We start from the raw sequence: 20,873 nt of genomic DNA, 5'->3' as shown, positions 1-20,873 counted from the left end.
TCAGCAGCATTGCTGAAAGGAGGAATACTAAATGATTCAACCATTTACACGTTTGACTGTGGCTGACAACTCCGGTGCGAAGGAACTGATGTGTATCCGCGTACTCGGCGGTACGGGACGTCGTACAGCTCAAATCGGTGATCTGATCGTTTGTTCTGTAAAACAAGCAACACCAGGCGGCGTTGTCAAAAAAGGTGATGTAGTTAGAGCGGTTGTCGTTCGTACGAAACGTTCTGTACGTCGTAAAGACGGTTCCTACATCGGTTTTGATGAAAATGCAGCGGTTGTTGTAAAAGACGACAGAAGCCCACGTGGAACACGTATTTTCGGACCTGTTGCTCGTGAACTTCGCGAGAAAGACTTCATGAAAATCGTTTCCTTGGCCCCAGAAGTTATCTAAAGCTTAATCTCGTGATGTTAGAAACAGGAGGTGTACGAAATGCCAAGAGTGAAAAAAGTTCTGGAATCCCATAACAATAAACTTCATGTTAAAAAAGAAGATACAGTTATGGTGATCAGCGGTAAAGACAAAGGTAAAAAAGGCCGTGTCATCGCTGCTTATCCTCGTGAGAACCGCGTCCTTGTGGAAGGTGTTAACATGATTAAAAAACACCAGAAGCCTAACCAGCAAAATCCGCAAGGCGGCATTATCGAGAAGGAAGCTCCGATTCACGTTTCCAACGTAATGCACATCGATCCAAAGAGCGGAAAAGTAACCCGTGTAGGTTACAAAGTGTTGGATAACGGAAAGAAAGTGCGCGTTGCTAAACGTTCCGGAGAAATTATCGACTAATTGAACCGAATGAGAAAGGAGGTATATGATTCATGGCAGCAAGAATGAAAGAACGTTACCTGAACGAAATCGCTCCTGCTTTGATGCAGAAGTTTAACTATACAACGGTAATGCAAGTGCCGAAAATCGAGAAAATCGTTATCAACATGGGTGTGGGCGACGCTGTTCAAAACTCCAAAGTGTTGGATTCCGCAGTAAACGATTTGCAATTGATCGCAGGTCAAAAACCTGTCATCACTCGTGCAAAAAAATCTATCGCAGGTTTCAAACTGCGTGAGAACATGCCAATCGGTGTGAAAGTAACATTGCGCGGCGAGCGCATGTACTTCTTCCTCGATAAACTGTTCAACGTTACGCTTCCTCGTGTCCGCGACTTCCGCGGTGTATCGAGCAAAGCTTTCGACGGACGTGGTAACTACACACTGGGTCTGAAAGAACAACTGATCTTCCCAGAGATCGAGTATGATAAAGTAGACAAAGTCCGCGGTATGGATATTGTCATTGTTACAACGGCGAAAACAGACGAAGAGTCCCGTGAATTGCTCACGCAACTGGGAATGCCTTTCGTTAAATAATGTTGGTATAACGTTTCCGGGTGTCTGGAAAGACTCCCTTTTCTCCGAAATTATTTAGGAGGTGTCAGGCTAAGTGGCAAAAACTTCGATGAAAGTTAAACAACAACGTACACCAAAGTTTAAAGTACGTGCTTATACACGCTGTGAGCGTTGCGGACGTCCACATTCGGTCCTGCAAAAGTTCAAAATTTGCAGAATTTGCTTCCGTGAATTAGCTTATAAAGGCCAGATCCCTGGCGTGAAAAAAGCAAGCTGGTAAAAAGTCCTGAACGGGAAGGAGGTTAACTCACAATGACTATGTCTGATCCAATTGCAGATATGCTTACTCGTATTCGTAACGCGAACACAGTTCGTCACGAAACGGTAGAAATGCCTGCTTCGACAATGAAAAAACAAATCGCCGATATCCTGAAGCGTGAAGGTTTCATCCGTGACGCTGAAGTTATCGATGATAACAAACAAGGGATTATCCGTGTTTTCCTGAAATACGGTCAAAATAACGAGCGCGTTATCACTGGTCTGAAAAGAATCAGTAAACCTGGTCTTCGTGTTTACACGAAAAGCAACGAAGTACCTCGTGTACTTGGTGGTCTGGGTATCGCGATTATCTCGACATCCAAAGGTATCATGACGGACAAAGAAGCTCGTCAATCAAAATCCGGCGGAGAAGTCGTCTGCTACGTTTGGTAATATAACGTCACAAGATAGGAGGTGCAACATATGTCTCGTATTGGTCGCAAACCAATTACAGTACCAAGTGGTGTGGACATCACACTGGACAACACCGTTATTACGGTAAAAGGACCAAAAGGATCTTTGACTCGTGAACTTCATAAAGACATGAAGGTTACAGTTGAAAACAACGAAATTACAGTTGTGCGTCCTTCCGATAACAAAACTCACCGTTCTTTGCACGGCACAACGCGTAGCGTTGTAAACAACATGGTGAGTGGCGTTACTGAAGGATTCGCAAAATCTCTGGAGCTGGTTGGGGTCGGATATCGTGCAAGCAAATCCGGAGATAAAATCGTTCTGAACGTTGGCTACTCTCACCCGGTTGAAATTACACCGGAAGCGGGAATCGAATTCGAAGTTCCTTCGAATACGAAAATCATCGTTCGCGGAATCGACAAAGAGCGTGTAGGTGCTTACGCTGCTAAAATCCGTTCCGTTCGTGAACCTGAGCCATACAAAGGTAAAGGTATTAAATATGAAGGCGAGCGTATCATCCGTAAGGAAGGTAAAGCCGGTAAGAAGAAATAAGATTTCTCTTACCGCCTTTGCGCGGTTTTCGGCTTGCTTGCTTCTTGTGTTTCTAATATACCCCGTGGCTTCTGGTTTGAAGCCAGCGAGGTAACCTGAAAGGAGTGAATCCCAGAGATGATTACGAAACAAGATAAAAACAAGGCTCGTCTGAAAAGACACCTGCGTGTTCGTAAGAAAATCCAAGGAACGGCAGCACGTCCTCGTTTGAACGTATTCCGTTCTGGTAAACATATGTATGCTCAAATTATCGATGACGTAGCTGGTGTTACGATCGCTTCCGCGTCTACTGTTGACAAAGAACTGAGCGGCGACATCAAAAACGGCGCATCTGTTGAATCTGCTCGTAAAGTTGGCGAACTCGTTGCTAAACGTGCGAAAGACAAAGGCGTTTCAAACATCGTATTTGACCGTAGCGGATATCTGTACCATGGTCGTATCGCAGCATTGGCTGCAGCGGCTCGTGAAGCAGGACTTGAGTTTTAAGATATTTTTCAAAAGGAGGTTAACGACTTGCGTGTAGATCCGAATACTTTGGAACTGTCTGAAAGAGTTGTAAATATTAATCGCGTAGCTAAAGTAGTAAAAGGCGGACGCCGTTTCAGCTTTAGCGCACTGGTTGTAGTCGGCGACGGCAACGGCTGGGTTGGAGCTGGTATCGGTAAAGCGGGCGAAGTACCTGATGCAATTCGCAAAGGTATTGAAGACGCTAAGAAAAACCTTGTACACGTTCCACTCGTAGGAACTTCGATTCCTCACTTGGTAACAGGTAAGTTCGGCGCAGGACGCGTTCTGTTGAAACCAGCATCTGAAGGTACTGGTGTTATCGCTGGTGGTCCTGTACGTGCGGTTCTCGAACTTGCTGGTGTAGGTGACATTTTGACAAAATCTCTGGGTTCTTCGAATTCCATGAACATGGTCAATGCGACTTTGGAAGGTTTGTCCCGTTTGAAACGTGCTGAAGACGTGGCAAAACTGCGCGGCAAATCCGTCGAAGAGCTTCTGGGTTAAGGAGGGAATCTCATGGCTAAATTAGAAATTACCCTCGTCCGCAGCTTGATCGGACGTCCGGAGACGCAAAGAACAACTGTGAAAACATTGGGCTTGCGCAAAATCAACAGTAAAGTGGTTCAAAACGATAATCCTGCCATTCGTGGTATGATTAACAAAGTAAGCCACTTGGTCGCTGTTAAAGAAGTAGAAGCTTAAAAAAGGGTTAATCCCACAAATCTTTAAGGAGGTGCAACGAACGATGAAGTTACATGAGCTTTCACCATCTCCTGGATCCCGCAAAGAACGTAAACGTCTTGGTCGCGGTCCAAGTAGTGGTACAGGTAAAACATCAGGTCGCGGTCACAAAGGACAAAACGCTCGTTCCGGCGGTGGTGTTCGTCCGGGCTTCGAAGGTGGACAAAATCCATTGTATCGTCGCTTGCCAAAACGTGGTTTCGTAAACCCAACTCGCAAAGAATATGCAGTTGTGAATACTGAAGACCTGAACAGTTTTGCTGCGGGTACTGAAGTGACTCCAGAATTCTTGATGACGAACGGCGTAGTTAAAAACGCTAAGTCCGGAATCAAAATCCTGGGTAACGGTGAAGTCACTGTGAAGCTGACTGTTAAAGCTAACAAGTTTTCTCAATCTGCGGTGGAGAAAATTGAAGCTGCCGGCGGTAAAACCGAGGTGATTTAATGTTCAAGACCCTAAAGAATATCTGGCGGGTTGAAGATCTGCGCAAAAGGGTATTATTTACCCTTTTTGTACTGATCATTTACCGCATCGGCTCCTTTGTACCCGTACCGGGTGTTAACAAAGATGTGTTCGAAGCGACAAATTCTGCGGGTAAAGAAGTTTTTGGACTTCTCAATACGTTCTCGGGTGGAGCGCTCTTTCAGTTCTCGATATTTGCGCTCGGGATCGTGCCTTACATCACTGCGTCTATCATAGTACAGTTGCTTTCCATGGACGTTATTCCAAAATTAGCGGAGTGGGCGAAGCAGGGTGAACAAGGTAAGAAGAAATCTGCACAACTAACCCGTTATTTAACGGTAGGTCTGGCATTGATTCAAGCGTTTGGTACGTCGATCGGATTCAACCGCTTGTACAATACAGAAATGGTTCCTAATGCAACCTTTGCAGATTATATCTTGATCGCGATTGTACTTACGGCGGGTACTTCATTCCTGATGTGGCTTGGTGAGCAGATCACCGAGAAGGGCATAGGAAACGGGATTTCGATTTTGATCTTTGCGGGTATCCTATCCACGGTGCCTAATATTATCAAACAAACAATCGAATCCGACTTTATCCAAGCTGATCAACTGTTCATGAACATTCTTAAAGGGGTAATCGTTGCAATTGTTATTGTACTGATTATCATAGGGGTCATTTACATTCAGCAGGCGATTCGGAAAATTCCTGTACAGTACGCTAAACGAGTCGTAGGTAACAAAATGTACGGTGGACAGAATACACATATCCCGCTGAAGATTAATGCAGCAGGTGTTATCCCTGTCATCTTTGCATCATCGCTGTTGATGTTCCCATCGATCATCGCAAACTTCTGGGCTGATCGCGCTTGGGCACAGTGGATCGGAGCCAATCTCACTACACATAAACCTCTGGGTATGTTACTGTATGTAGTGATGATTTTCGGGTTTACCTTCTTCTATACTTTCGTACAGATGAATCCACAGCAGATGGCTGACAACATGAAAAAGAACGGCGGTTACATCCCAGGCATTCGTCCGGGTAAAGCAACCGAGAAATATCTGACCCGTGTCATGACTCGTTTGACAACGGCAGGTGCCATCTTCTTGGCAGTCATTTCCGTTCTGCCTGTAATTTTGGGGGCACTTTCTGGTTTGCCTCAATCTGCGCAAATAGGGGGAACATCTCTCCTGATCGTAATAGGTGTTGCGCTGGATACGATGAAGCAAATCGAAAGCCAATTGATCAAACGCCACTACAAAGGTTTTATCAATAAATAGGCAATAGGTACCGGTCAAGCTAAGATTTACTTGCCGGCACCTATTGTGCTGTTTGTTGATGTAGGGTAGTCTTGGAGGGAGTGACATAACGTGAACATCCTATTCATGGGCCCTCCGGGGGCAGGAAAAGGAACGCAAGCAGACGTCATTGTGAAAGAGTTCGGTATTCCCCACATTTCAACAGGCGATGCATTTCGTCTCGCGATTAAGCAGGGAACTCCCATTGGCCTGAAAGCCAAGGAATATATGGATCAAGGATTGCTCGTACCAGATGATGTAACGATCGGCATCGTTGAAGAACGTTTGCAGCAGCCTGACTGCAGAGAAGGATTCCTCTTGGATGGATTTCCAAGAACCCTGTCTCAGGCAGAAGCGCTCGATGGTATTCTGGATCGACTGAACTCAGGTCTCGATCATGTAATCAACCTGAAAGTGGACCGCAACAAATTGCTCGCCCGTTTGACGGGTCGTCGCATTTGTAAGAACTGTGGCGCCACCTATCATGTCGTGTTCAATCCGCCCAAGCAGGAAGGTATTTGTGATAAATGCGGCGGTGACTTGTACCAGCGCTCTGATGATAATGAAGAGAGCGTAGGCACACGTCTCGACGAATATATCAACAAAACAGCACCACTCCTCACATTTTATGAGAACAAAGGTCTTCTTCGCCAGATGGACGGAGAGCAGGATATCGATCAAGTTTCTCATGAAATCGTGTCCCTGCTGCGAGGTTAATTGAATGATCATTGGTAAGTCCGAAACGGAACTGGGCTTGATGAGGGAAGCGGGGAGAATTGTTGCGGAAACGCATCGTCTCTTGGCAGAGCATATCGCTCCCGGTATTACGACTGGAGAACTTGACCATATGGCCGATCAATACATCCGCAGTCAAGGAGCTGTGCCGTCTTTCAAAGGTTATAACGGTTTCCCTGCCAGTGTGTGCGCTTCAGTGAATGAAGAGTTGGTGCATGGATTTCCCGGCAAACGCAAGTTGAACGAGGGCGATATCGTTACGTTTGACATTGGCGCGCAGTACCAGGGGTATCACGGAGATTCCGCCTGGACTTATCCAGTCGGCCGTATTTCCGAAGAAGCCCGTCGTCTTCTGGACGTTACCGAGGCTTCGTTATACGCAGGTCTGGCGCTGGTAAAACCGGACGTTCGCTTGTTTACAATATCTCATGCGATTCAGAAATATATTGAAGATGAAGGGTTCTCGGTAGTACGTGAATATGTCGGTCACGGCATAGGAGCGGATCTTCACGAAGAACCACAGATTCCGAACTATGGTCTTCCTGATCGAGGACCACGGCTTAAAGCAGGCATGGTGCTGGCCATAGAGCCGATGGTTAACGCAGGTAGAAGGTATGTGAAAACGTTGGAAGATAACTGGACTGTCGTTACCGCTGATGGATCGTTATGCGCCCACTTTGAACACACCGTAGCAGTTACACCAGAAGGCATGGAAATTTTCACAAAACTGAATGCGTAGGTGATAAGGCATGAACAATCAGTCTAATCCGCAGCTCGGTCAACTTGTGAAGATCCGTAAAGGCCGCAATGCGGACCAAGCCGCAGTAATTGTTGCTATAGCGGACAGCAGGTTCGTATATATTGCGGATGGAGACAAACGTAAGTTTGATCAGCCCAAGAAGAAGAATATTCTTCATCTTGAACTCCAGCCGATGATTAGCAGCGAGGTCGTAAACAGTTTAAACGAGAGTGGTCGGGTGACAAACGGAAAGCTCCGCTTCGCGGTTCATTCGTTTCTGGAATCCACCAACATAGCTGAAGAGAAAGGAGACTGACTAATGGCCAAGGAAGATGTCATTGAAGTGGAAGGTACGGTTCTCGAACCGCTACCGAATGCAACGTTTAAGGTTGAGCTTGAGAACGGTCATCAAATTCTCGCTCACGTTTCCGGCAAGTTGCGGATGCACTTTATCCGTATCCTGACTGGAGACAAAGTGGTTGTTCAGTTATCGCCTTATGATTTGACAAAAGGTCGTATAACTTACCGTAAATAGTAGTAGACAGTTGCAATGAACTGTGAAGCTTATGAAGCGGGTTTTGCCCGGCAAAACTTGCGAAAGCTTCGAAGCCGGTTTTACAATAGTAGAACAAGGTCAATGCTTACGAAGAGGGTTTTGCTAAGCAAAACTTTGAGGAGGTAATTCACATGAAGGTAAGACCTTCGGTCAAGCCGATTTGCGAAAAATGCAAAGTCATTCGCCGCAAAGGGAATGTTATGGTTATCTGTGAAAATCCGAAACACAAACAAAAACAAGGTTAAAGAAGGGGGTGTAGCGTAAAATGGCACGTATAGCTGGTGTGGATTTGCCACGTGATAAGCGCGTTGAGATCGCCTTGACTTATATTTTCGGAATCGGTAAAACGACTTCCCAGAAAATTCTGAGCACAACAGGCATCAATCCGGACACTCGTGTTCGTGATTTGACGGAAGATGAAGTCAGCAAATTGCGTGAAAGTATCGATAAAGAGGTCAAAGTTGAAGGTGACCTGCGTCGTGAAATCTCTTTGAATATTAAACGTTTGACGGAGATCGGTTGTTACCGTGGAGTTCGTCATCGTCGTGGTCTGCCTGTTCGTGGACAACGTACGAAAACGAATGCTCGTACTCGTAAAGGTCCTCGTCGTACTGTAGCGAACAAGAAGAAATAATAAGGGGGGATAAGAGAAAATGGCTAAACCGAAAAAAGTCGTACGTACTAAACGTCGTGACCGTAAAAATATTGAATCTGGCGTGGCACATATCCGCTCCACATTCAATAACACTATCGTTACCATTACGGACCCTCACGGAAATGCAATTTCGTGGGCAAGCTCAGGCGGCCTCGGATTCAGAGGTTCCCGTAAATCGACTCCGTTTGCTGCACAAATGGCTGCTGAGACTGCTGCCAAAGCTGCAATGGAACATGGGATGAAAGCCGTTGAGGTTATGGTTAAAGGACCAGGCGCAGGCCGTGAAGCAGCGATCCGCTCTTTGCAAGCTGCAGGTCTTGAAGTTAACCTGATCAAAGACGTAACTCCAGTCCCGCATAACGGATGCCGTCCTCCAAAACGTCGTCGTGTCTAATGAGATTTGCCCCTGCGTGTGGTATATTTCCGGCACAATCTGCTAATAATGGTTGTTTAGGCATACTACTACATGTTTTCGCAAGAGAAGGTAAATGTTTCATAGAGGACCGACGTTTTGAAGGAGGGGTATTGCAGTGATTGAAATCGAAAAGCCGAAAATTGAGACGGTAGACGTCAACGATGATGGCACCTATGGGAAATTCGTAGTAGAACCGCTTGAGCGCGGATACGGTACGACGCTTGGAAACTCGCTTCGTCGTATCTTGCTCTCGTCACTGCCGGGTGCGGCAGTGTCTTCGGTTCAAATCGATGGCGTTCTGCATGAATTTGCTACAGTTCCTGGCGTAATGGAAGATGTTACGGAGATCATTCTTAACCTGAAAGCTTTGTCGCTTAAAATTCATTCTGATGAGGAGAAAGTGCTCGAGATTGATGCTGAAGGCGAAGGAGCAATTACGGCTGGAGATATCCGTGCTGACTCCGATGTGGAGATCCTTAACCCGGATTTGCACATTGCTACGCTCGGACCAGGTTCGAGACTTCACATGCGTATTTTTGCCAATCGCGGTCGCGGCTACGTCCAGGCAGATCGGAATAAACGCGATGACCAGCCGATCGGCGTCATCCCAGTCGATTCCATCTTCACCCCGATCAGCCGCGTTAACTACGCTGTGGAAAATACGCGTGTCGGCCAAGTAACCAACTATGACAAGCTCACGTTGGAAGTTTGGACTGACGGAAGTATTCGTCCTGAAGAGGCTGTAAGCCTCGGCGCTAAAATTTTGACCGAGCATCTGATGCTCTTCGTGGGTCTTACAGACGAAGCGAAAGATGCAGAGATTATGGTCGAAAAAGAAGAAGACAAAAAAGAAAAAGTACTCGAAATGACGATCGAAGAGCTGGATCTCTCTGTTCGTTCCTACAACTGCCTCAAACGTGCTGGTATTAATACCGTACAAGAGCTGACTACGAAAACAGAAGAAGACATGATGAAGGTCCGTAACCTCGGACGTAAGTCTTTGGAAGAAGTTCAAGAGAAGCTTGAGGAACTTGGTTTGGGACTCCGTACAGAAGAATAGACAGCCGAGTGCTTGAAGTGAAGGAGGGAAAACAATGGCATACCAAAAGTTGGGCCGTAATTCCAGCGCACGTAAAGCTTTGTTCCGTGACCTGGTAACCGACCTATTCTTATACGAACGCATTCAGACAACTGAAGCGAAAGCAAAAGAGGTTCGCTCTATTGCTGAAAAACTGATCACTAAAGCGAAAAAGGGAGATCTTCATGCCCGTCGCCAAGTGGCAGCTTATGTTCGCCGCGAAACAATCGATGGTGAGCAAGATGCAATCCAAAAACTGTTTAGCGAATTGTCCGGCCGTTACGCTGAGCGTCCAGGTGGATACACTCGTATCCTTAAACTGGGACCTCGTCGTGGTGACGCTGCGCCTATGGTTTACTTGGAACTGGTTGACCGCGCGTAAAACAGATGAGATGAGGAAAGGGGACAGAATCACTGATTCTGGATTAACCCTTTTTTTCTCTTCATTTCGGAATTCGTGCTGTAATAGAAGCTCCGGAAGGGGCTTCTTTTGCTGTTCGGGATAGGCACATGTATAGTATGGAACAAAGGTGAGGTAATGATGCGCAACTTGTGTATGACGTTAACTTATGATGGTACGGCCTATTACGGCTTTCAGGTTCAGCCGGGAGGGAATACCATTCAGGACCATCTCGAAGATGCCATCCGAGCTTTAACCGGCGAGAAGGTTAAAATTACGGGTTCAGGCAGAACGGATGCGGGCGTTCACGCACGTAGACAGATCTTCAATTTCCTTACGGATTCCCAGATCCCGATTGAACGTTGGTGTATTGCGCTCAACTCCAGATTACCATCGGATATTATCGTTATTGATGCGGTAGAAGTGCCATCCGATTTTCATTCTCGCTATGCAGCGAAAAAGAAAACGTATCGGTATACCGTTAATGCGAATCAATTCCCGGATGTATTCAACCGAAGATTGCAATATCATCATCATGCCAAGCTGGACATTGCGGCAATGCAGGAAGGGTTGCGTCATTTTATCGGTACGTATGATTTCACTTCCTTTGCTTCACGCAAGTCTCAGAAAGACAATCATGTACGTTCGGTATACGAAGCATGGATAGAAGTGGACCATTCAATGTGCAGGGACCATCCGCGCGATCAGGGTGTCATTCACATCTATGTGAGCGGCAACGGCTTTTTGCAGCATATGGTTCGTATTATTGTAGGTACACTGCTGGAGATCGGAGAGGGCAAACGGAAAGCCTCTGATGTACCGAATATGATTGCAGCATGCAATCGTTCTGCTGCAGGACCTACTGCAGTTAGTTGCGGTTTGATGCTCTGGGATCTTGAATACAGAAAAGATTAAATTTGTGAAGTGAAATGCTTAATTAACACTTGCGATTTAAGCTCCTATCCTGTAATATAAAAGTTGTGTTTTCTTAATGGCTTTCCCACAAGCCCCAATTAAGAGCTTCACATCGAAAGAATAATCCATCAACACCTAAAGTTATAACCTAACGAATGAAGATAAATGAATATAATGATGTTGAACATTTTAAGGAGGAACTTTTCATGCGTACCACGTACATGGCGAAGCCTAACGAAGTTGAGCGCCAATGGCACATCATTGATGCCGAAGGCAAAACGCTCGGACGTTTGGCGAGCGAAGCAGCTGCTTTGATCCGCGGCAAACATAAGCCACAATTCACTCCACATGTGGACACTGGCGATTTCGTTGTTATCATCAATGCAGAGAAAATTGTATTGACTGGTAAAAAAATGCAAGGCAAGAAATACTACCGTCACTCGATGCATCCAGGTGGTTTGAAAGTAACTACAGCTGAAGAGATGGTTAAAAACAAACCCGAACGTATGTTGGAATTGGCTGTTCGCGGTATGCTTCCTAAAACTCGCATGGGCGAGAAAATGAAGCTGAGACTTAAAGCGTACAGAGGCACTGAGCATCCACATGCAGCACAAAAACCAGAAGTTTACGAACTTCGCGGTTAATTAAAAGGAGGACAGTTTCATGGCACAAGTACAATACTATGGGACAGGTCGTCGTAAACATTCGGTAGCTCGTGTTCGCCTTGTACCGGGTGAAGGACGCATTGTCATCAATAAACGTGATATTAATGAATACTTCGGTTTGGAAACACTCAAACTGATCGTAAAACAACCATTGAACCTAACAGAAACACTCAGCAACTATGATGTTCTTGTTATCGCTCATGGTGGCGGTATCTCCGGTCAAGCCGGCGCGATCCGTCATGGTATCTCCCGCGCTCTGCTCAAAGCAGATCCAGAATACCGTGCTTCCCTGAAAAAAGCAGGATTCCTGACTCGTGACCCACGGATGAAAGAGCGTAAAAAATACGGTCTCAAAGCTGCACGTCGCGCACCTCAGTTCTCCAAACGTTAATATGCATTGCAAGCCTTTGGCCTCGGTCAAAGGCTTTCTTGTATTTTACAGACTATTTAAGCTATTTTAAATTGCTCACTACACAGGTGATGCAGCGGAGTAGCTTCAGGTTCCTCTCTGACGATTAAAATTTCTTCCCCCACTAATATTCCTATAATACATTTCTCCAAAATCTTTAACCTATTTCTCACTTAAAATTTCACAAGAATCGGTTCATTTTCTTCCTCAATTCTCATCAGTTTTTCTTATGGCTTTGATAAAGGGCCCTTACAATTGATGAACACAATGCATACATTTGTTTCATTAATAAATCCTACTTTCTCTTCTTTATTCCATAGGATCAATAGAATAGTTCTATACTTCGTTTTATCCATTTGGCGTCATAAACCCAGCAGTGGCAATGGATTCCGATGATGAGCGAAATGGGATAAGGTGAAAATCGATGATGCTTCCCTGAATGATTTTATCCTCTAATCAATTGAATGCGTAATTAAGACCAAATTTTATTCTGGTGAACAAACAAAAAAATGGGCTCTGACTGCAGTAATTTACCACATGGGAGGCATTGACATCCCCAATGAAAGATTTATACTATACATAATTCATATTAGATTAGTCGGCTTTAAGATGTATTGAAATGCAGAATGGGGGAAATGCAAAGATGAACTTGTTGGAGAAAGAAGACCTTGCACGTAAGAAAGCTGAAGAGTTGGAGCATGCGAGTCCAGAGGACATTATTCGATATGCCATTGAGACGTTTCCAAATATCACTTTTGCATGCAGCTTCGGTGCGGAAGATGTTGTACTTGTAGATATGCTTCAGAAGATCAGTCCATCTACGGATATATTTTATCTCGATACCGATTTTCATTTTAAGGAGACATACGAAACACGCGACAAAATGAAGGAGAAATACAATCTTGATTTTGTACGTGTTGCTCCGAAAATTACTCCTGAAGAGCAGGCGGCTCAACATGGAGATGAATTGTGGAAATCGGATCCTAATGCTTGCTGCAATATTCGTAAGGTTGAGCCACTGACACGCATTCTTTCCCAGTATGATGCTTGGATTACCGGAATACGGAGGGATCAGGCTCCGACCCGTGCAAATTCGAAGAAGGTCGAGTATGATTCCAAGTTCGGTCTCATGAAGTTCAACCCGATCGCCCACTGGACTTCAGAGGATGTATGGGATTATATCCGTGCCAATAACGTCGTGTACAACCCATTGCATGATCAGAATTACCCGAGTATCGGCTGTGAGTATTGCACACGTCAGGTTATGCCTGGAGAAGATCCACGAGCGGGACGCTGGTCTGGAAATGATAAAACGGAATGTGGCCTTCATAAATAAATCAGGTTAGAGTAAACGTTGGATGTTATAGTGCTATGAATTCAATCTGATGATATAAAAAATGGAGTAACAGGGAGCTGACAAGATGACTTCGATTCTGCCTCATGGAGGTACGCTAATTCAGCGTGTCGTACAAGGAGAAGAACGGGAACAATTATTACAGGAGAGCGAGAAACTTTCCTCTCTACGTATCAACAGCTGGACCATATCCGATTTGGATCTAATTGGTGTGGGTGCATTTTCACCGCTTCAGGGTTTCATGAATGAAGAAGACTATCTGTCGGTTATATCGCGTATGCGTCTTGCGGACGGAACAGTATGGAGTATACCAATTACTCTGGCTGTAGATGAACAGCAGGCTGCGGCCCTTCGGATCGGAGAGACAGTGGCGCTTGTCGGCGAAGACGATGGCGTGACATACGGTCTGCTGGAAGTGAAGAGTGTATACAATGTCGACCAAGGTGAAGAAGCGCGGCGTGTTTTCAAAACCGATGATCCAGAGCATCCGGGTGTGAAAAAACTATTGGAACGACCTGCAACTTATGTGGGAGGACCGATTCAGGTTTTGAATCGCCCGAAACCGGCAAAATTCGAACAGTTTTATTATGATCCTGCTGAGACACGGAAAACGTTCCAGGATAAGGGTTGGAAAACCGTCGTGGGTTTTCAGACGCGTAATCCGGTCCATCGGGCTCATGAGTACATTCAGAAGAGCGCAATGGAGATAGTGGACGCTCTGTTCTTAAACCCGCTTGTAGGGGAAACCAAGTCAGATGACGTGCCTGCTGATGTGCGCATGAAGAGTTACCTGGTGTTGCTGGAGAACTATTATCCGGCCGATCGTGCGTTTCTCGGCGTGTTCCCGGCTGCTATGCGGTATGCTGGTCCACGTGAGGCGATTTTCCACGCTATGGTTCGCAAAAATTACGGTTGTACTCACTTTATTGTAGGCCGTGACCATGCAGGTGTGGGTGACTACTATGGAACGTATGAAGCTCAGGAGATCTTTACAAACTTTACAGCAGAAGAACTCGGGATCACGCCTTTGTTTTTCGAGCATAGTTTTTTCTGCACCAAATGCGGCAACATGGCATCAAGCAAAACCTGCCCTCATGATAAAGAGCACCATATGGCGCTGTCCGGTACCAAAGTACGTGGGTTGCTGCGTGACGGTCAATGCCCTCCACCTGAATTTACGCGTCCTGAGGTAGCTGAGGTGCTGATTGAAGGAATGGCTGAGCAAGTCCGCTCCTAACGGTATATTTGTCCATCTTGTCCCATATAGATGATTAGAATCATTTATAGGGACGAGGTGGTTTTTTTATGCGTAAAAATATGGGGAAGCACTTTGTGGTCTGGATCAGGCTGCGTACAATCAAGAGGGTCATGTTAAGCCTCTGCCTGCTTGCGATGTTTGTTGTGGTAGTCACGTATGAACTCCCTTCATCCAAAATGTCCGGTTACTGGGGTTTGCCGTTAGCAGGTAAAGTCATAGCCATTGATGCAGGACATGGAGGACCAGACGGGGGAGCTGTCAGTAAGCAGGGAGTCATCGAGAAAGACATCAATTTGTCCATTGCCCTGTATGTACGCGATTATCTGCAGCAGGCCGGGGCCTTGGTTGTGATGACCCGAGAAATAGACACCGATCTGGCTGCTTCAGATACCAAAGGGTACTCTAAACGCAAGACGGAAGATCTGAAACAAAGGGTAAGAAGAATCGAAGATAAACAAGCAGATCTTTTTATCAGTATCCACATGAATAGTGTTCCGTCGAACCGATGGAGTGGCGCGCAAGTTTTTTATACACCGAACCATCCAGACAATGAAGGACTGGCCAACCTGCTTCAGCAAGAAATGATTCGTAATTTGGAAAATACAGATCGAATAGCTAAAACGGTTAATACGGTTTACTTGCTCCAGGCTCTAAAAATCCCCTCGGCACTTGTAGAGGTAGGATTCCTTTCTCATCCGGAAGAGGCACGTATGCTTGCCGATGAAGCCTATCAGCGCAAAGTGGCTGCGTCCATCTATAATGGCATTCTCCGTTATTCCTCAGGAGAACGTCCTAAAAGTTAGTCATAATGAGAAAGGTAATGATATAATTGGACCAGCATACCTAATTACATGCCAATAGATAAAGCTGAGGTGCTGTCTGATGTTATCAAAAGAACAGATACTTGAACTATTGCAGCCATTACAGGAACCGCAATTGGGAGTAAGTTTGACTGAACTCCAGTGGGTCCGCGATGTCATGGTTAAAGAAAATCATGTTGCACTTACCATTGTGACGTTGGAGAATAACTTAGAGGAAACAAGTGCTCTTAGTGATGCCACGCGCAATCTGTTGTCCCAACACGGAGTGAATGATGTACATATTCGTCTGCGTGCAGCGTCTGAGCATGAGCGTGAGAGCCTGAATAGAGGACAAGCCGAACATGAAGACGAGCAGGATGAAGTGCTTGTAAAGGGCCACGCAGCTGGGCTGGATGGACATGAGTTGTTAAGTCCTGAATCCGGAGTGCGTTTTATTGCGATTGCAAGTGGTAAAGGGGGCGTCGGCAAATCAACGGTAACCGTGAATCTGGCTGCAGCTCTGGCGCGTCAAGGCAAGAGGGTTGGTTTAATTGATGCAGATATATACGGCTTCAGTGTACCTGATATGATGGGGATTGAAGAATATCCGGTCGTCGAGGATGGAATCATTCAACCTGTAGAGCGATTTGGTGTAAAAGTGATGTCTATGGGATTCTTTATTCGGGAGAACAACCCGGTGATTTGGCGTGGACCGATGTTAGGACGGATGCTGCGGCAATTCTTCACCGATGTAAATTGGGGGGAGCTGGATTACATGCTGCTTGATTTGCCTCCTGGAACGGGTGACGTCGCATTGGACGTGCATCAGATGCTGCCACATAGCAAAGAAATCATCGTTACAACACCGCATGCAACAGCTGCTTTTGTAGCGGCACGCGCAGGTGCCATGGCGATTCAGACGGAACATGAGCTGCTTGGTGTTGTAGAGAACATGGCTTATTACGAATGCAGCAAGTGCGGTGAAAAGGATTATGTATTTGGTCGCGGTGGCGGTGGCAATCTTGCCGAGAGTTTGCATACCGTTCTACTTGCCCAGATTCCATTGGGATCGCCGGACAATCATATTTCAGAACCCGACTTTTCCCCGTCTGTTTATAAGGCAGAGTCACGAATCGGAGCAATTTACGATGAAGTTGCCCAGTCTATTGATGCCAAATTTTAATTTTTAAAATGTAAAAACGAAAGCCCACATCTTCGGATGCGGGCTTTTGTGAGATCTATATTGTTGTATCCCTACATAACGGCTTTAATTCGAAGCAATTGAAAGGCTTTTATTAAATTTTAAGATCCACCGCTACTTCCAGAGTCTCCGCCGCTGCCGCCATCTCCTCCGTCACCACCACCACCGCCGCTGCCGCCGTCTTCACCTTGACTTTTACCTTGTTGATCACCCTGACCGCCACTTTCGGTTTTGGGCTGAAGCTCATCCTGTACTACTTTCTTTAGTAAGGTCAGTACCTCCATACGAAATAAAGGGTTCTGCATGACTTCTTGCATAACAGTCATCGTTTGTTTACGGTATTCAGGTGTTTTGGTCATGTCCATGAACATCTTGGATACCTCAGGTGACTTCATGATGTCCCCAATCGACTTTTGATAAGTCGGATCTTTAATCAATTGCTCATGCAATTGTTTGCTTTGTGCATTGATTACTTTGGCAAATTCTCCTGCAAATTGAGGGTCTGTCATAATTTTCTCGAATTCTTTTTTGTACTCTGGAGCAGTGATGGTATCTTTTACAGCAATACGTATTTGTTCCGAAGATTGCATAGGCATTAACATTTTCATTCCCACTGTTCCAGATCCACCGCCTGCGCCACCAGCTTGGCCTGCGCCCCCACTTTCTCCGCCTCCGGAAGAACTTTGTCCTGTAAGAGCTTCTTCAACTGCTTTTTTTCCTTCGTCACTTTTGAGAATATCCACAACCATCGTTTTCATCTCTTTATAACCGCCCTGAGGAGGCGAGTAATTCTGATCTGAGCCACAGCCGGCGAGCATGACGGATAGTCCAATTACGACACAGCATAACTGCCACAAAGGCCGTTTCATGTGCACAACCCCTCCTTGATTAGATACTGGATGTAGTATGTGATGGTAAACCACTAAATATGTTGAATGATGATGGTTTTTTGCTGTGAAGGTTGGTAAAATAAACTCTCGGGGGTGGAAAACATTTGAATTTACGTAAATGGTTTTTCCTATTTTGGTCAGCTTTGCTTATTGGGGCTGCAGGATCATTAGTGACAGGTTTAATTATGATGGTGGTTAATGGAGAGAAAACAAATGGAATGACTGATTTTTTAATTTATCTCCTGATTTTGTTTGGGTCTGGAATTATGATTAGCGTGTATTCGCAAATGGGTTTTTTCGCATACTTGATATTGAACTATATGGGCAAGGGTGTATTTTCCAAACGAAGTTGGCAAATGGTACAGATTGTTCTAACCGTGTTGGCTTTGCTTGATGTAATGTTTTTACGCTTGTTTGTCGGTGGGGAACGAGAACGCCTATCCGATATAGTGCTTGGAATCATTATTCTGGCTGCCGGAATTGTTACCGCTTACGTTAAGGTGAAGCAGACGCATATTTCGGCTCTCGTGCCTACACTCTTTTTCATGGTAGCTGTTACCGTGGTGGAGACGATCGGTGTGTTGCGAATTGATGTGAATGCGGCCACCATCTTTATTGTAGTTCCACTGCTAATCTGTAATGCATACCAAATGCTGATATTGCATAGGCTGGTGGATGGAGCCATGGAGGAACGGGCAAGTGGAAAGAACGAGCAAATAAAAGAAAGCCATGCGTTATGATGATTTTAAAAACGCCAAAAAGAGCTAACCTGGTTAGCTCTTTTCATTTATGGCGCTTCGGCGCTTTTTTACATGAGATAGCTCCAAGGGTTACGATAGTTTTTATTAGCTAAGCTTAAAGGTGTACCGTTACTGTGCGCTCGCCTGATCGCGAACCTCTTTACCTTTGACACTTGAATGATTAAGCAGCTCGGAAACAGTCACGAATTCATACCCTTGCTTTTTTAACTTGTCGATAATGACTGGCAATGCTTCGTGCGTTTGTTTCGATGAATCACTGGCGTGCAGTAGCACGATGTCACCCGGATGTGCTTTGCTAACAACACGATCAACAATGGTCTGTACACCGGGGTTCTTCCAATCCTGCGAATCGGTGTCCCATTGAACAACTTGATAGTTTAGACTGCTGGCTACCTGAAGAACACGTTTGTCAAAATCTCCATTAGGCAGGCGTAGCAATTTCGGTTCTTTTCCCGTTAAATCGGTTAAAATGCTATGAGCTGTAGAAATTTCCTTGCGGATTTCATCTTCAGTCAGACTGCTGTAGTTGTCGTGTTTGTGACCGTGGCTGCCAATTTCGTATCCTGCGTCTTTGATCGCTGTTACAATCTCGGGATGAGTCTTGCTCCATGGGGAGGATAGGAAAAAGGTTGCCTTCTCCACCTTGTTATCCTGAAGGACTTTTAAGATGGGTTCTGTCCGTTTGTCTCCCCAGCTAATGTCAAAGGTAAGTGCGATAACCTTTTTCTCGGTTGGTACACTGTAGACGGCAGACGGTGCATCTTCCGAGAATACGGAAACATTGCCGCTCTCCAGATAAATAATCCCGATAGCGAAGACGGCAGCAACCAGTACAATCAGGAAACGTTTGATCTTTTTGCCGCTAAATACATAGAACGAGTTCATCCAATAAGCGCCCCTCTCCCTTAAGAAATGCTTGTTTACTCTCCAATGTATGCTCGTACCTCGCAGTTATTCGTATCATACGTTTGTTTGTCCATCATCTTGTTTCCACAGGAGGTTATTATGTTAAAATTCAGTACATTTCTCAGAGCTCTAGGTTCGATTAGGGGTGCATTAATTTGGTCAGTTGTATTGTTTGTTGTTGGCATAGGTGCAGGGTGGATCAGTACGGGTCCGCTGGAGGATTTATTGTTAAAACAGATTGGGGGACTTAGAGAGGTCAGTGAACGGCTGGAGCAGGGGGGAAATGTGCAATGGAACTTCTTCCTTTTTATCTTTTTCAATAATGCCATCAAAAGCGTACTTGTGATTTACGCCGGTCTGTTTTTAGGTATCCTGCCTGTCATTTTCCTGTTGATTAATGGAATGGTTATCGGTTTTCTTGTTCATACCACAATGAACTATGGGGCAAGCTTTTTTGATATTGTCGTTAAGGGACTTCTTCCACATGGTATTATTGAAATTCCGGTTATTATTATCGCATGTGCATTCGGATTAAGATTTGGCGGGTTGGTTCTCAAAAGTCTTGCTCAATTTGGCGGGGAGAAACGAAATACGCTTGGCAGTCACTGGAGTGCATTTATGCGCACAACGGTAACTGCATCCTTCTGGATTGTTATTTTGCTTTTTGTTGCAGCGATTATCGAAAGTACATTTACCTACAGCCTGGTGCGTGGATAAATTTATATGGGATGACATTCATAAATTTTCAGAAAGTTGACCATAACAATAAAACGGGTTTCAGAAGCAACCACAAAAGGGCAGACAAAGATGATCCTAGGATTGCTTCTAAAACCGGCGTTGTCCAATATAGAGCTCTGATCGAAAGGGCTTGAACTTGAATACATAGGGCGCGCCATTATCCATATGCAGAAAAAGGAGAACTCTAATGCTGGGTATGCTGTTTAACGAGAAGGAATGCAAAGAACTAGATTATGTATTACGCAAAGAACTTGATGAAATGTTGTTCGATTTAAGTGACAACCGTCTCGATCAAGAAATCAAATACGCCATTGCGAGTCGCTATAAGACAGTGTTCCGGATGTATGCACGCTTTGCGCCACCCAAAGAGCTATCCAAATATGCAAGAGGCGGTAAATTAAAAAAGTCCAAGCCATAATGATATGCCATAGGGATAAATCAGTTGACTATATGAGAGGTGCGGCCCGGTATAGCCAGCGCTGTACCTCAAATCTCATGAATATCAAGTAAATTAAAGAAGAGAAGGGCTTTGAAAGAGAGTAGGGAACAATTTGTCGAAAAAGGGTTGACCTTTTTTGTTCAATATGATAAATTAATTTTCGTTCCTTTTTTAAGGAGAAGTTAACCGAAACAAGCACCGAAATATAGTGATGAAAATTAAATCAAAAAAAGTGCTTGCCAAGTAAACTAAAACATGATATATTATAAAAGTCGCCGCTGAAAATACGGTGACGCGAAGAACGGCAACAAATTGAATG

Annotated in this window: 32 protein-coding genes; 30 read left to right on the top strand and 2 right to left on the bottom strand. The window is 45.1% G+C overall.

The window, feature by feature from the left end; genetic code table 11:
- Positions 1-31 precede the first annotated feature (31 nt).
- From rplN to salA, 27 genes are all read left to right on the top strand, one after another.
- Positions 32-400: a 50S ribosomal protein L14 gene (gene rplN / locus PPA03S_RS29875; RefSeq protein ID WP_024633579.1), complete on the top strand. Its 369-nt coding sequence runs from the start codon at positions 32-34 to the stop codon at positions 398-400.
- A 39-nt stretch (positions 401-439) separates the two neighbouring features.
- The gene (gene rplX / locus PPA03S_RS29870) at positions 440-793 is read left to right on the top strand and encodes a 50S ribosomal protein L24 (protein WP_024633578.1); all 354 of its coding nucleotides are present in this window, start codon (positions 440-442) and stop codon (positions 791-793) included.
- A 32-nt stretch (positions 794-825) separates the two neighbouring features.
- On the top strand, positions 826-1,368 hold the full coding sequence (gene rplE / locus PPA03S_RS29865) for a 50S ribosomal protein L5 (protein ID WP_062329467.1): 543 nt from the start codon (positions 826-828) through the stop codon (positions 1,366-1,368).
- Positions 1,369-1,441: 73 nt separating this feature from the next.
- A complete protein-coding gene (locus PPA03S_RS32640) occupies positions 1,442-1,627 on the top strand; it encodes a type Z 30S ribosomal protein S14 (protein WP_013312154.1) in 186 nt (61 codons plus the stop codon).
- Positions 1,628-1,659: 32 nt separating this feature from the next.
- On the top strand, positions 1,660-2,058 hold the full coding sequence (gene rpsH / locus PPA03S_RS29860; RefSeq protein WP_017692088.1) for a 30S ribosomal protein S8: 399 nt from the start codon (positions 1,660-1,662) through the stop codon (positions 2,056-2,058).
- Positions 2,059-2,088: 30 nt separating this feature from the next.
- Positions 2,089-2,631 (top strand): 50S ribosomal protein L6, encoded by a 543-nt coding sequence (gene rplF / locus PPA03S_RS29855; protein ID WP_024633576.1) that lies wholly within the window; start codon positions 2,089-2,091, stop codon positions 2,629-2,631.
- A gap of 117 nt (positions 2,632-2,748) precedes the next feature.
- Positions 2,749-3,117 carry a 50S ribosomal protein L18 gene (gene rplR, locus PPA03S_RS29850; protein ID WP_062329465.1) on the top strand — a complete coding sequence of 123 codons (369 nt, stop codon included), beginning with the start codon at positions 2,749-2,751 and terminating at the stop codon, positions 3,115-3,117.
- Between the two features lie 27 nt (positions 3,118-3,144).
- Positions 3,145-3,642, top strand: a complete 498-nt coding sequence (rpsE, locus tag PPA03S_RS29845) for a 30S ribosomal protein S5 (protein WP_024633574.1) — start codon at positions 3,145-3,147, stop codon at positions 3,640-3,642.
- Between the two features lie 12 nt (positions 3,643-3,654).
- Complete coding sequence (gene rpmD, locus PPA03S_RS29840; RefSeq protein ID WP_017692092.1) at positions 3,655-3,840, top strand: 50S ribosomal protein L30; 186 nt, start codon at positions 3,655-3,657, stop codon at positions 3,838-3,840.
- A gap of 43 nt (positions 3,841-3,883) precedes the next feature.
- Complete coding sequence (gene rplO / locus PPA03S_RS29835; RefSeq protein ID WP_062329463.1) at positions 3,884-4,324, top strand: 50S ribosomal protein L15; 441 nt, start codon at positions 3,884-3,886, stop codon at positions 4,322-4,324.
- Positions 4,324-5,622 carry a preprotein translocase subunit SecY gene (secY, locus tag PPA03S_RS29830; RefSeq protein WP_062329461.1) on the top strand — a complete coding sequence of 433 codons (1,299 nt, stop codon included), beginning with the start codon at positions 4,324-4,326 and terminating at the stop codon, positions 5,620-5,622. The genes rplO and secY overlap by 1 nt, the downstream gene beginning before the upstream one ends.
- A gap of 90 nt (positions 5,623-5,712) precedes the next feature.
- Positions 5,713-6,357: an adenylate kinase gene (locus tag PPA03S_RS29825; protein ID WP_024633570.1), complete on the top strand. Its 645-nt coding sequence runs from the start codon at positions 5,713-5,715 to the stop codon at positions 6,355-6,357.
- A gap of 4 nt (positions 6,358-6,361) precedes the next feature.
- Complete coding sequence (map, locus tag PPA03S_RS29820; RefSeq protein ID WP_062329460.1) at positions 6,362-7,114, top strand: type I methionyl aminopeptidase; 753 nt, start codon at positions 6,362-6,364, stop codon at positions 7,112-7,114.
- A gap of 10 nt (positions 7,115-7,124) precedes the next feature.
- On the top strand, positions 7,125-7,430 hold the full coding sequence (locus PPA03S_RS29815) for a KOW domain-containing RNA-binding protein (protein ID WP_062329458.1): 306 nt from the start codon (positions 7,125-7,127) through the stop codon (positions 7,428-7,430).
- A 3-nt stretch (positions 7,431-7,433) separates the two neighbouring features.
- Positions 7,434-7,649, top strand: a complete 216-nt coding sequence (infA, locus tag PPA03S_RS29810; protein WP_017692098.1) for a translation initiation factor IF-1 — start codon at positions 7,434-7,436, stop codon at positions 7,647-7,649.
- A 152-nt stretch (positions 7,650-7,801) separates the two neighbouring features.
- Complete coding sequence (gene rpmJ / locus PPA03S_RS29805) at positions 7,802-7,915, top strand: 50S ribosomal protein L36 (protein WP_003333770.1); 114 nt, start codon at positions 7,802-7,804, stop codon at positions 7,913-7,915.
- Positions 7,916-7,935: 20 nt separating this feature from the next.
- Entirely contained in the window at positions 7,936-8,304 is a 369-nt protein-coding gene (gene rpsM, locus PPA03S_RS29800; RefSeq protein ID WP_062329455.1) for a 30S ribosomal protein S13, read from the top strand.
- Positions 8,305-8,323: 19 nt separating this feature from the next.
- Positions 8,324-8,719 carry a 30S ribosomal protein S11 gene (gene rpsK / locus PPA03S_RS29795; protein ID WP_017692100.1) on the top strand — a complete coding sequence of 132 codons (396 nt, stop codon included), beginning with the start codon at positions 8,324-8,326 and terminating at the stop codon, positions 8,717-8,719.
- A gap of 136 nt (positions 8,720-8,855) precedes the next feature.
- On the top strand, positions 8,856-9,800 hold the full coding sequence (locus PPA03S_RS29790; RefSeq protein ID WP_024633566.1) for a DNA-directed RNA polymerase subunit alpha: 945 nt from the start codon (positions 8,856-8,858) through the stop codon (positions 9,798-9,800).
- Positions 9,801-9,834: 34 nt separating this feature from the next.
- Positions 9,835-10,200 (top strand): 50S ribosomal protein L17, encoded by a 366-nt coding sequence (gene rplQ / locus PPA03S_RS29785; protein ID WP_017692102.1) that lies wholly within the window; start codon positions 9,835-9,837, stop codon positions 10,198-10,200.
- A gap of 159 nt (positions 10,201-10,359) precedes the next feature.
- Positions 10,360-11,133, top strand: a complete 774-nt coding sequence (truA, locus tag PPA03S_RS29780) for a tRNA pseudouridine(38-40) synthase TruA (RefSeq protein ID WP_062329453.1) — start codon at positions 10,360-10,362, stop codon at positions 11,131-11,133.
- Positions 11,134-11,339: 206 nt separating this feature from the next.
- Entirely contained in the window at positions 11,340-11,777 is a 438-nt protein-coding gene (rplM, locus tag PPA03S_RS29775) for a 50S ribosomal protein L13 (protein ID WP_024633564.1), read from the top strand.
- 19 nt (positions 11,778-11,796) lie between these two features.
- Entirely contained in the window at positions 11,797-12,189 is a 393-nt protein-coding gene (rpsI, locus tag PPA03S_RS29770; RefSeq protein ID WP_024633563.1) for a 30S ribosomal protein S9, read from the top strand.
- A gap of 661 nt (positions 12,190-12,850) precedes the next feature.
- Complete coding sequence (locus PPA03S_RS29765) at positions 12,851-13,543, top strand: phosphoadenylyl-sulfate reductase (RefSeq protein WP_062329515.1); 693 nt, start codon at positions 12,851-12,853, stop codon at positions 13,541-13,543.
- Positions 13,544-13,628: 85 nt separating this feature from the next.
- Positions 13,629-14,798: a sulfate adenylyltransferase gene (sat, locus tag PPA03S_RS29760; RefSeq protein ID WP_062329451.1), complete on the top strand. Its 1,170-nt coding sequence runs from the start codon at positions 13,629-13,631 to the stop codon at positions 14,796-14,798.
- A 68-nt stretch (positions 14,799-14,866) separates the two neighbouring features.
- Positions 14,867-15,622 carry an N-acetylmuramoyl-L-alanine amidase CwlD gene (gene cwlD / locus PPA03S_RS29755; RefSeq protein ID WP_062329449.1) on the top strand — a complete coding sequence of 252 codons (756 nt, stop codon included), beginning with the start codon at positions 14,867-14,869 and terminating at the stop codon, positions 15,620-15,622.
- Between the two features lie 79 nt (positions 15,623-15,701).
- The gene (gene salA / locus PPA03S_RS29750) at positions 15,702-16,802 is read left to right on the top strand and encodes an iron-sulfur carrier protein/transcriptional regulator SalA (RefSeq protein ID WP_062329447.1); all 1,101 of its coding nucleotides are present in this window, start codon (positions 15,702-15,704) and stop codon (positions 16,800-16,802) included.
- Between the two features lie 119 nt (positions 16,803-16,921).
- Here salA and gerD read toward each other — a convergent pair whose 3' ends face one another.
- A complete protein-coding gene (gene gerD / locus PPA03S_RS29745; RefSeq protein ID WP_062329445.1) occupies positions 16,922-17,689 on the bottom strand; it encodes a spore germination lipoprotein GerD in 768 nt (255 codons plus the stop codon).
- A gap of 125 nt (positions 17,690-17,814) precedes the next feature.
- Between gerD and PPA03S_RS29740 the strand changes: the two genes are divergently transcribed.
- Entirely contained in the window at positions 17,815-18,450 is a 636-nt protein-coding gene (locus tag PPA03S_RS29740; RefSeq protein ID WP_062329443.1) for a KinB-signaling pathway activation protein, read from the top strand.
- A 129-nt stretch (positions 18,451-18,579) separates the two neighbouring features.
- On the opposite strand, the gene pdaB is transcribed toward PPA03S_RS29740, so the two are convergent.
- Positions 18,580-19,356 carry a polysaccharide deacetylase family sporulation protein PdaB gene (pdaB, locus tag PPA03S_RS29735; RefSeq protein WP_062329442.1) on the bottom strand — a complete coding sequence of 259 codons (777 nt, stop codon included), beginning with the start codon at positions 19,354-19,356 and terminating at the stop codon, positions 18,580-18,582.
- Between the two features lie 120 nt (positions 19,357-19,476).
- Here pdaB and PPA03S_RS29730 point away from each other — a divergent pair, with 120 nt between their 5' ends.
- Positions 19,477-20,094 (top strand): stage II sporulation protein M, encoded by a 618-nt coding sequence (locus tag PPA03S_RS29730; RefSeq protein ID WP_062329440.1) that lies wholly within the window; start codon positions 19,477-19,479, stop codon positions 20,092-20,094.
- 208 nt (positions 20,095-20,302) lie between these two features.
- On the top strand, positions 20,303-20,533 hold the full coding sequence (locus tag PPA03S_RS29725; RefSeq protein WP_017692114.1) for a hypothetical protein: 231 nt from the start codon (positions 20,303-20,305) through the stop codon (positions 20,531-20,533).
- The last annotated feature ends 340 nt before the right edge of the window (positions 20,534-20,873 follow it).

Source organism: Paenibacillus pabuli NBRC 13638 (assembly GCF_001514495.1).
Taxonomy (GTDB): domain Bacteria; phylum Bacillota; class Bacilli; order Paenibacillales; family Paenibacillaceae; genus Paenibacillus; species Paenibacillus pabuli.
Note: the sequence above shows the minus strand (reverse complement) of the source record. Positions and strands in the feature narration are given on the sequence as shown.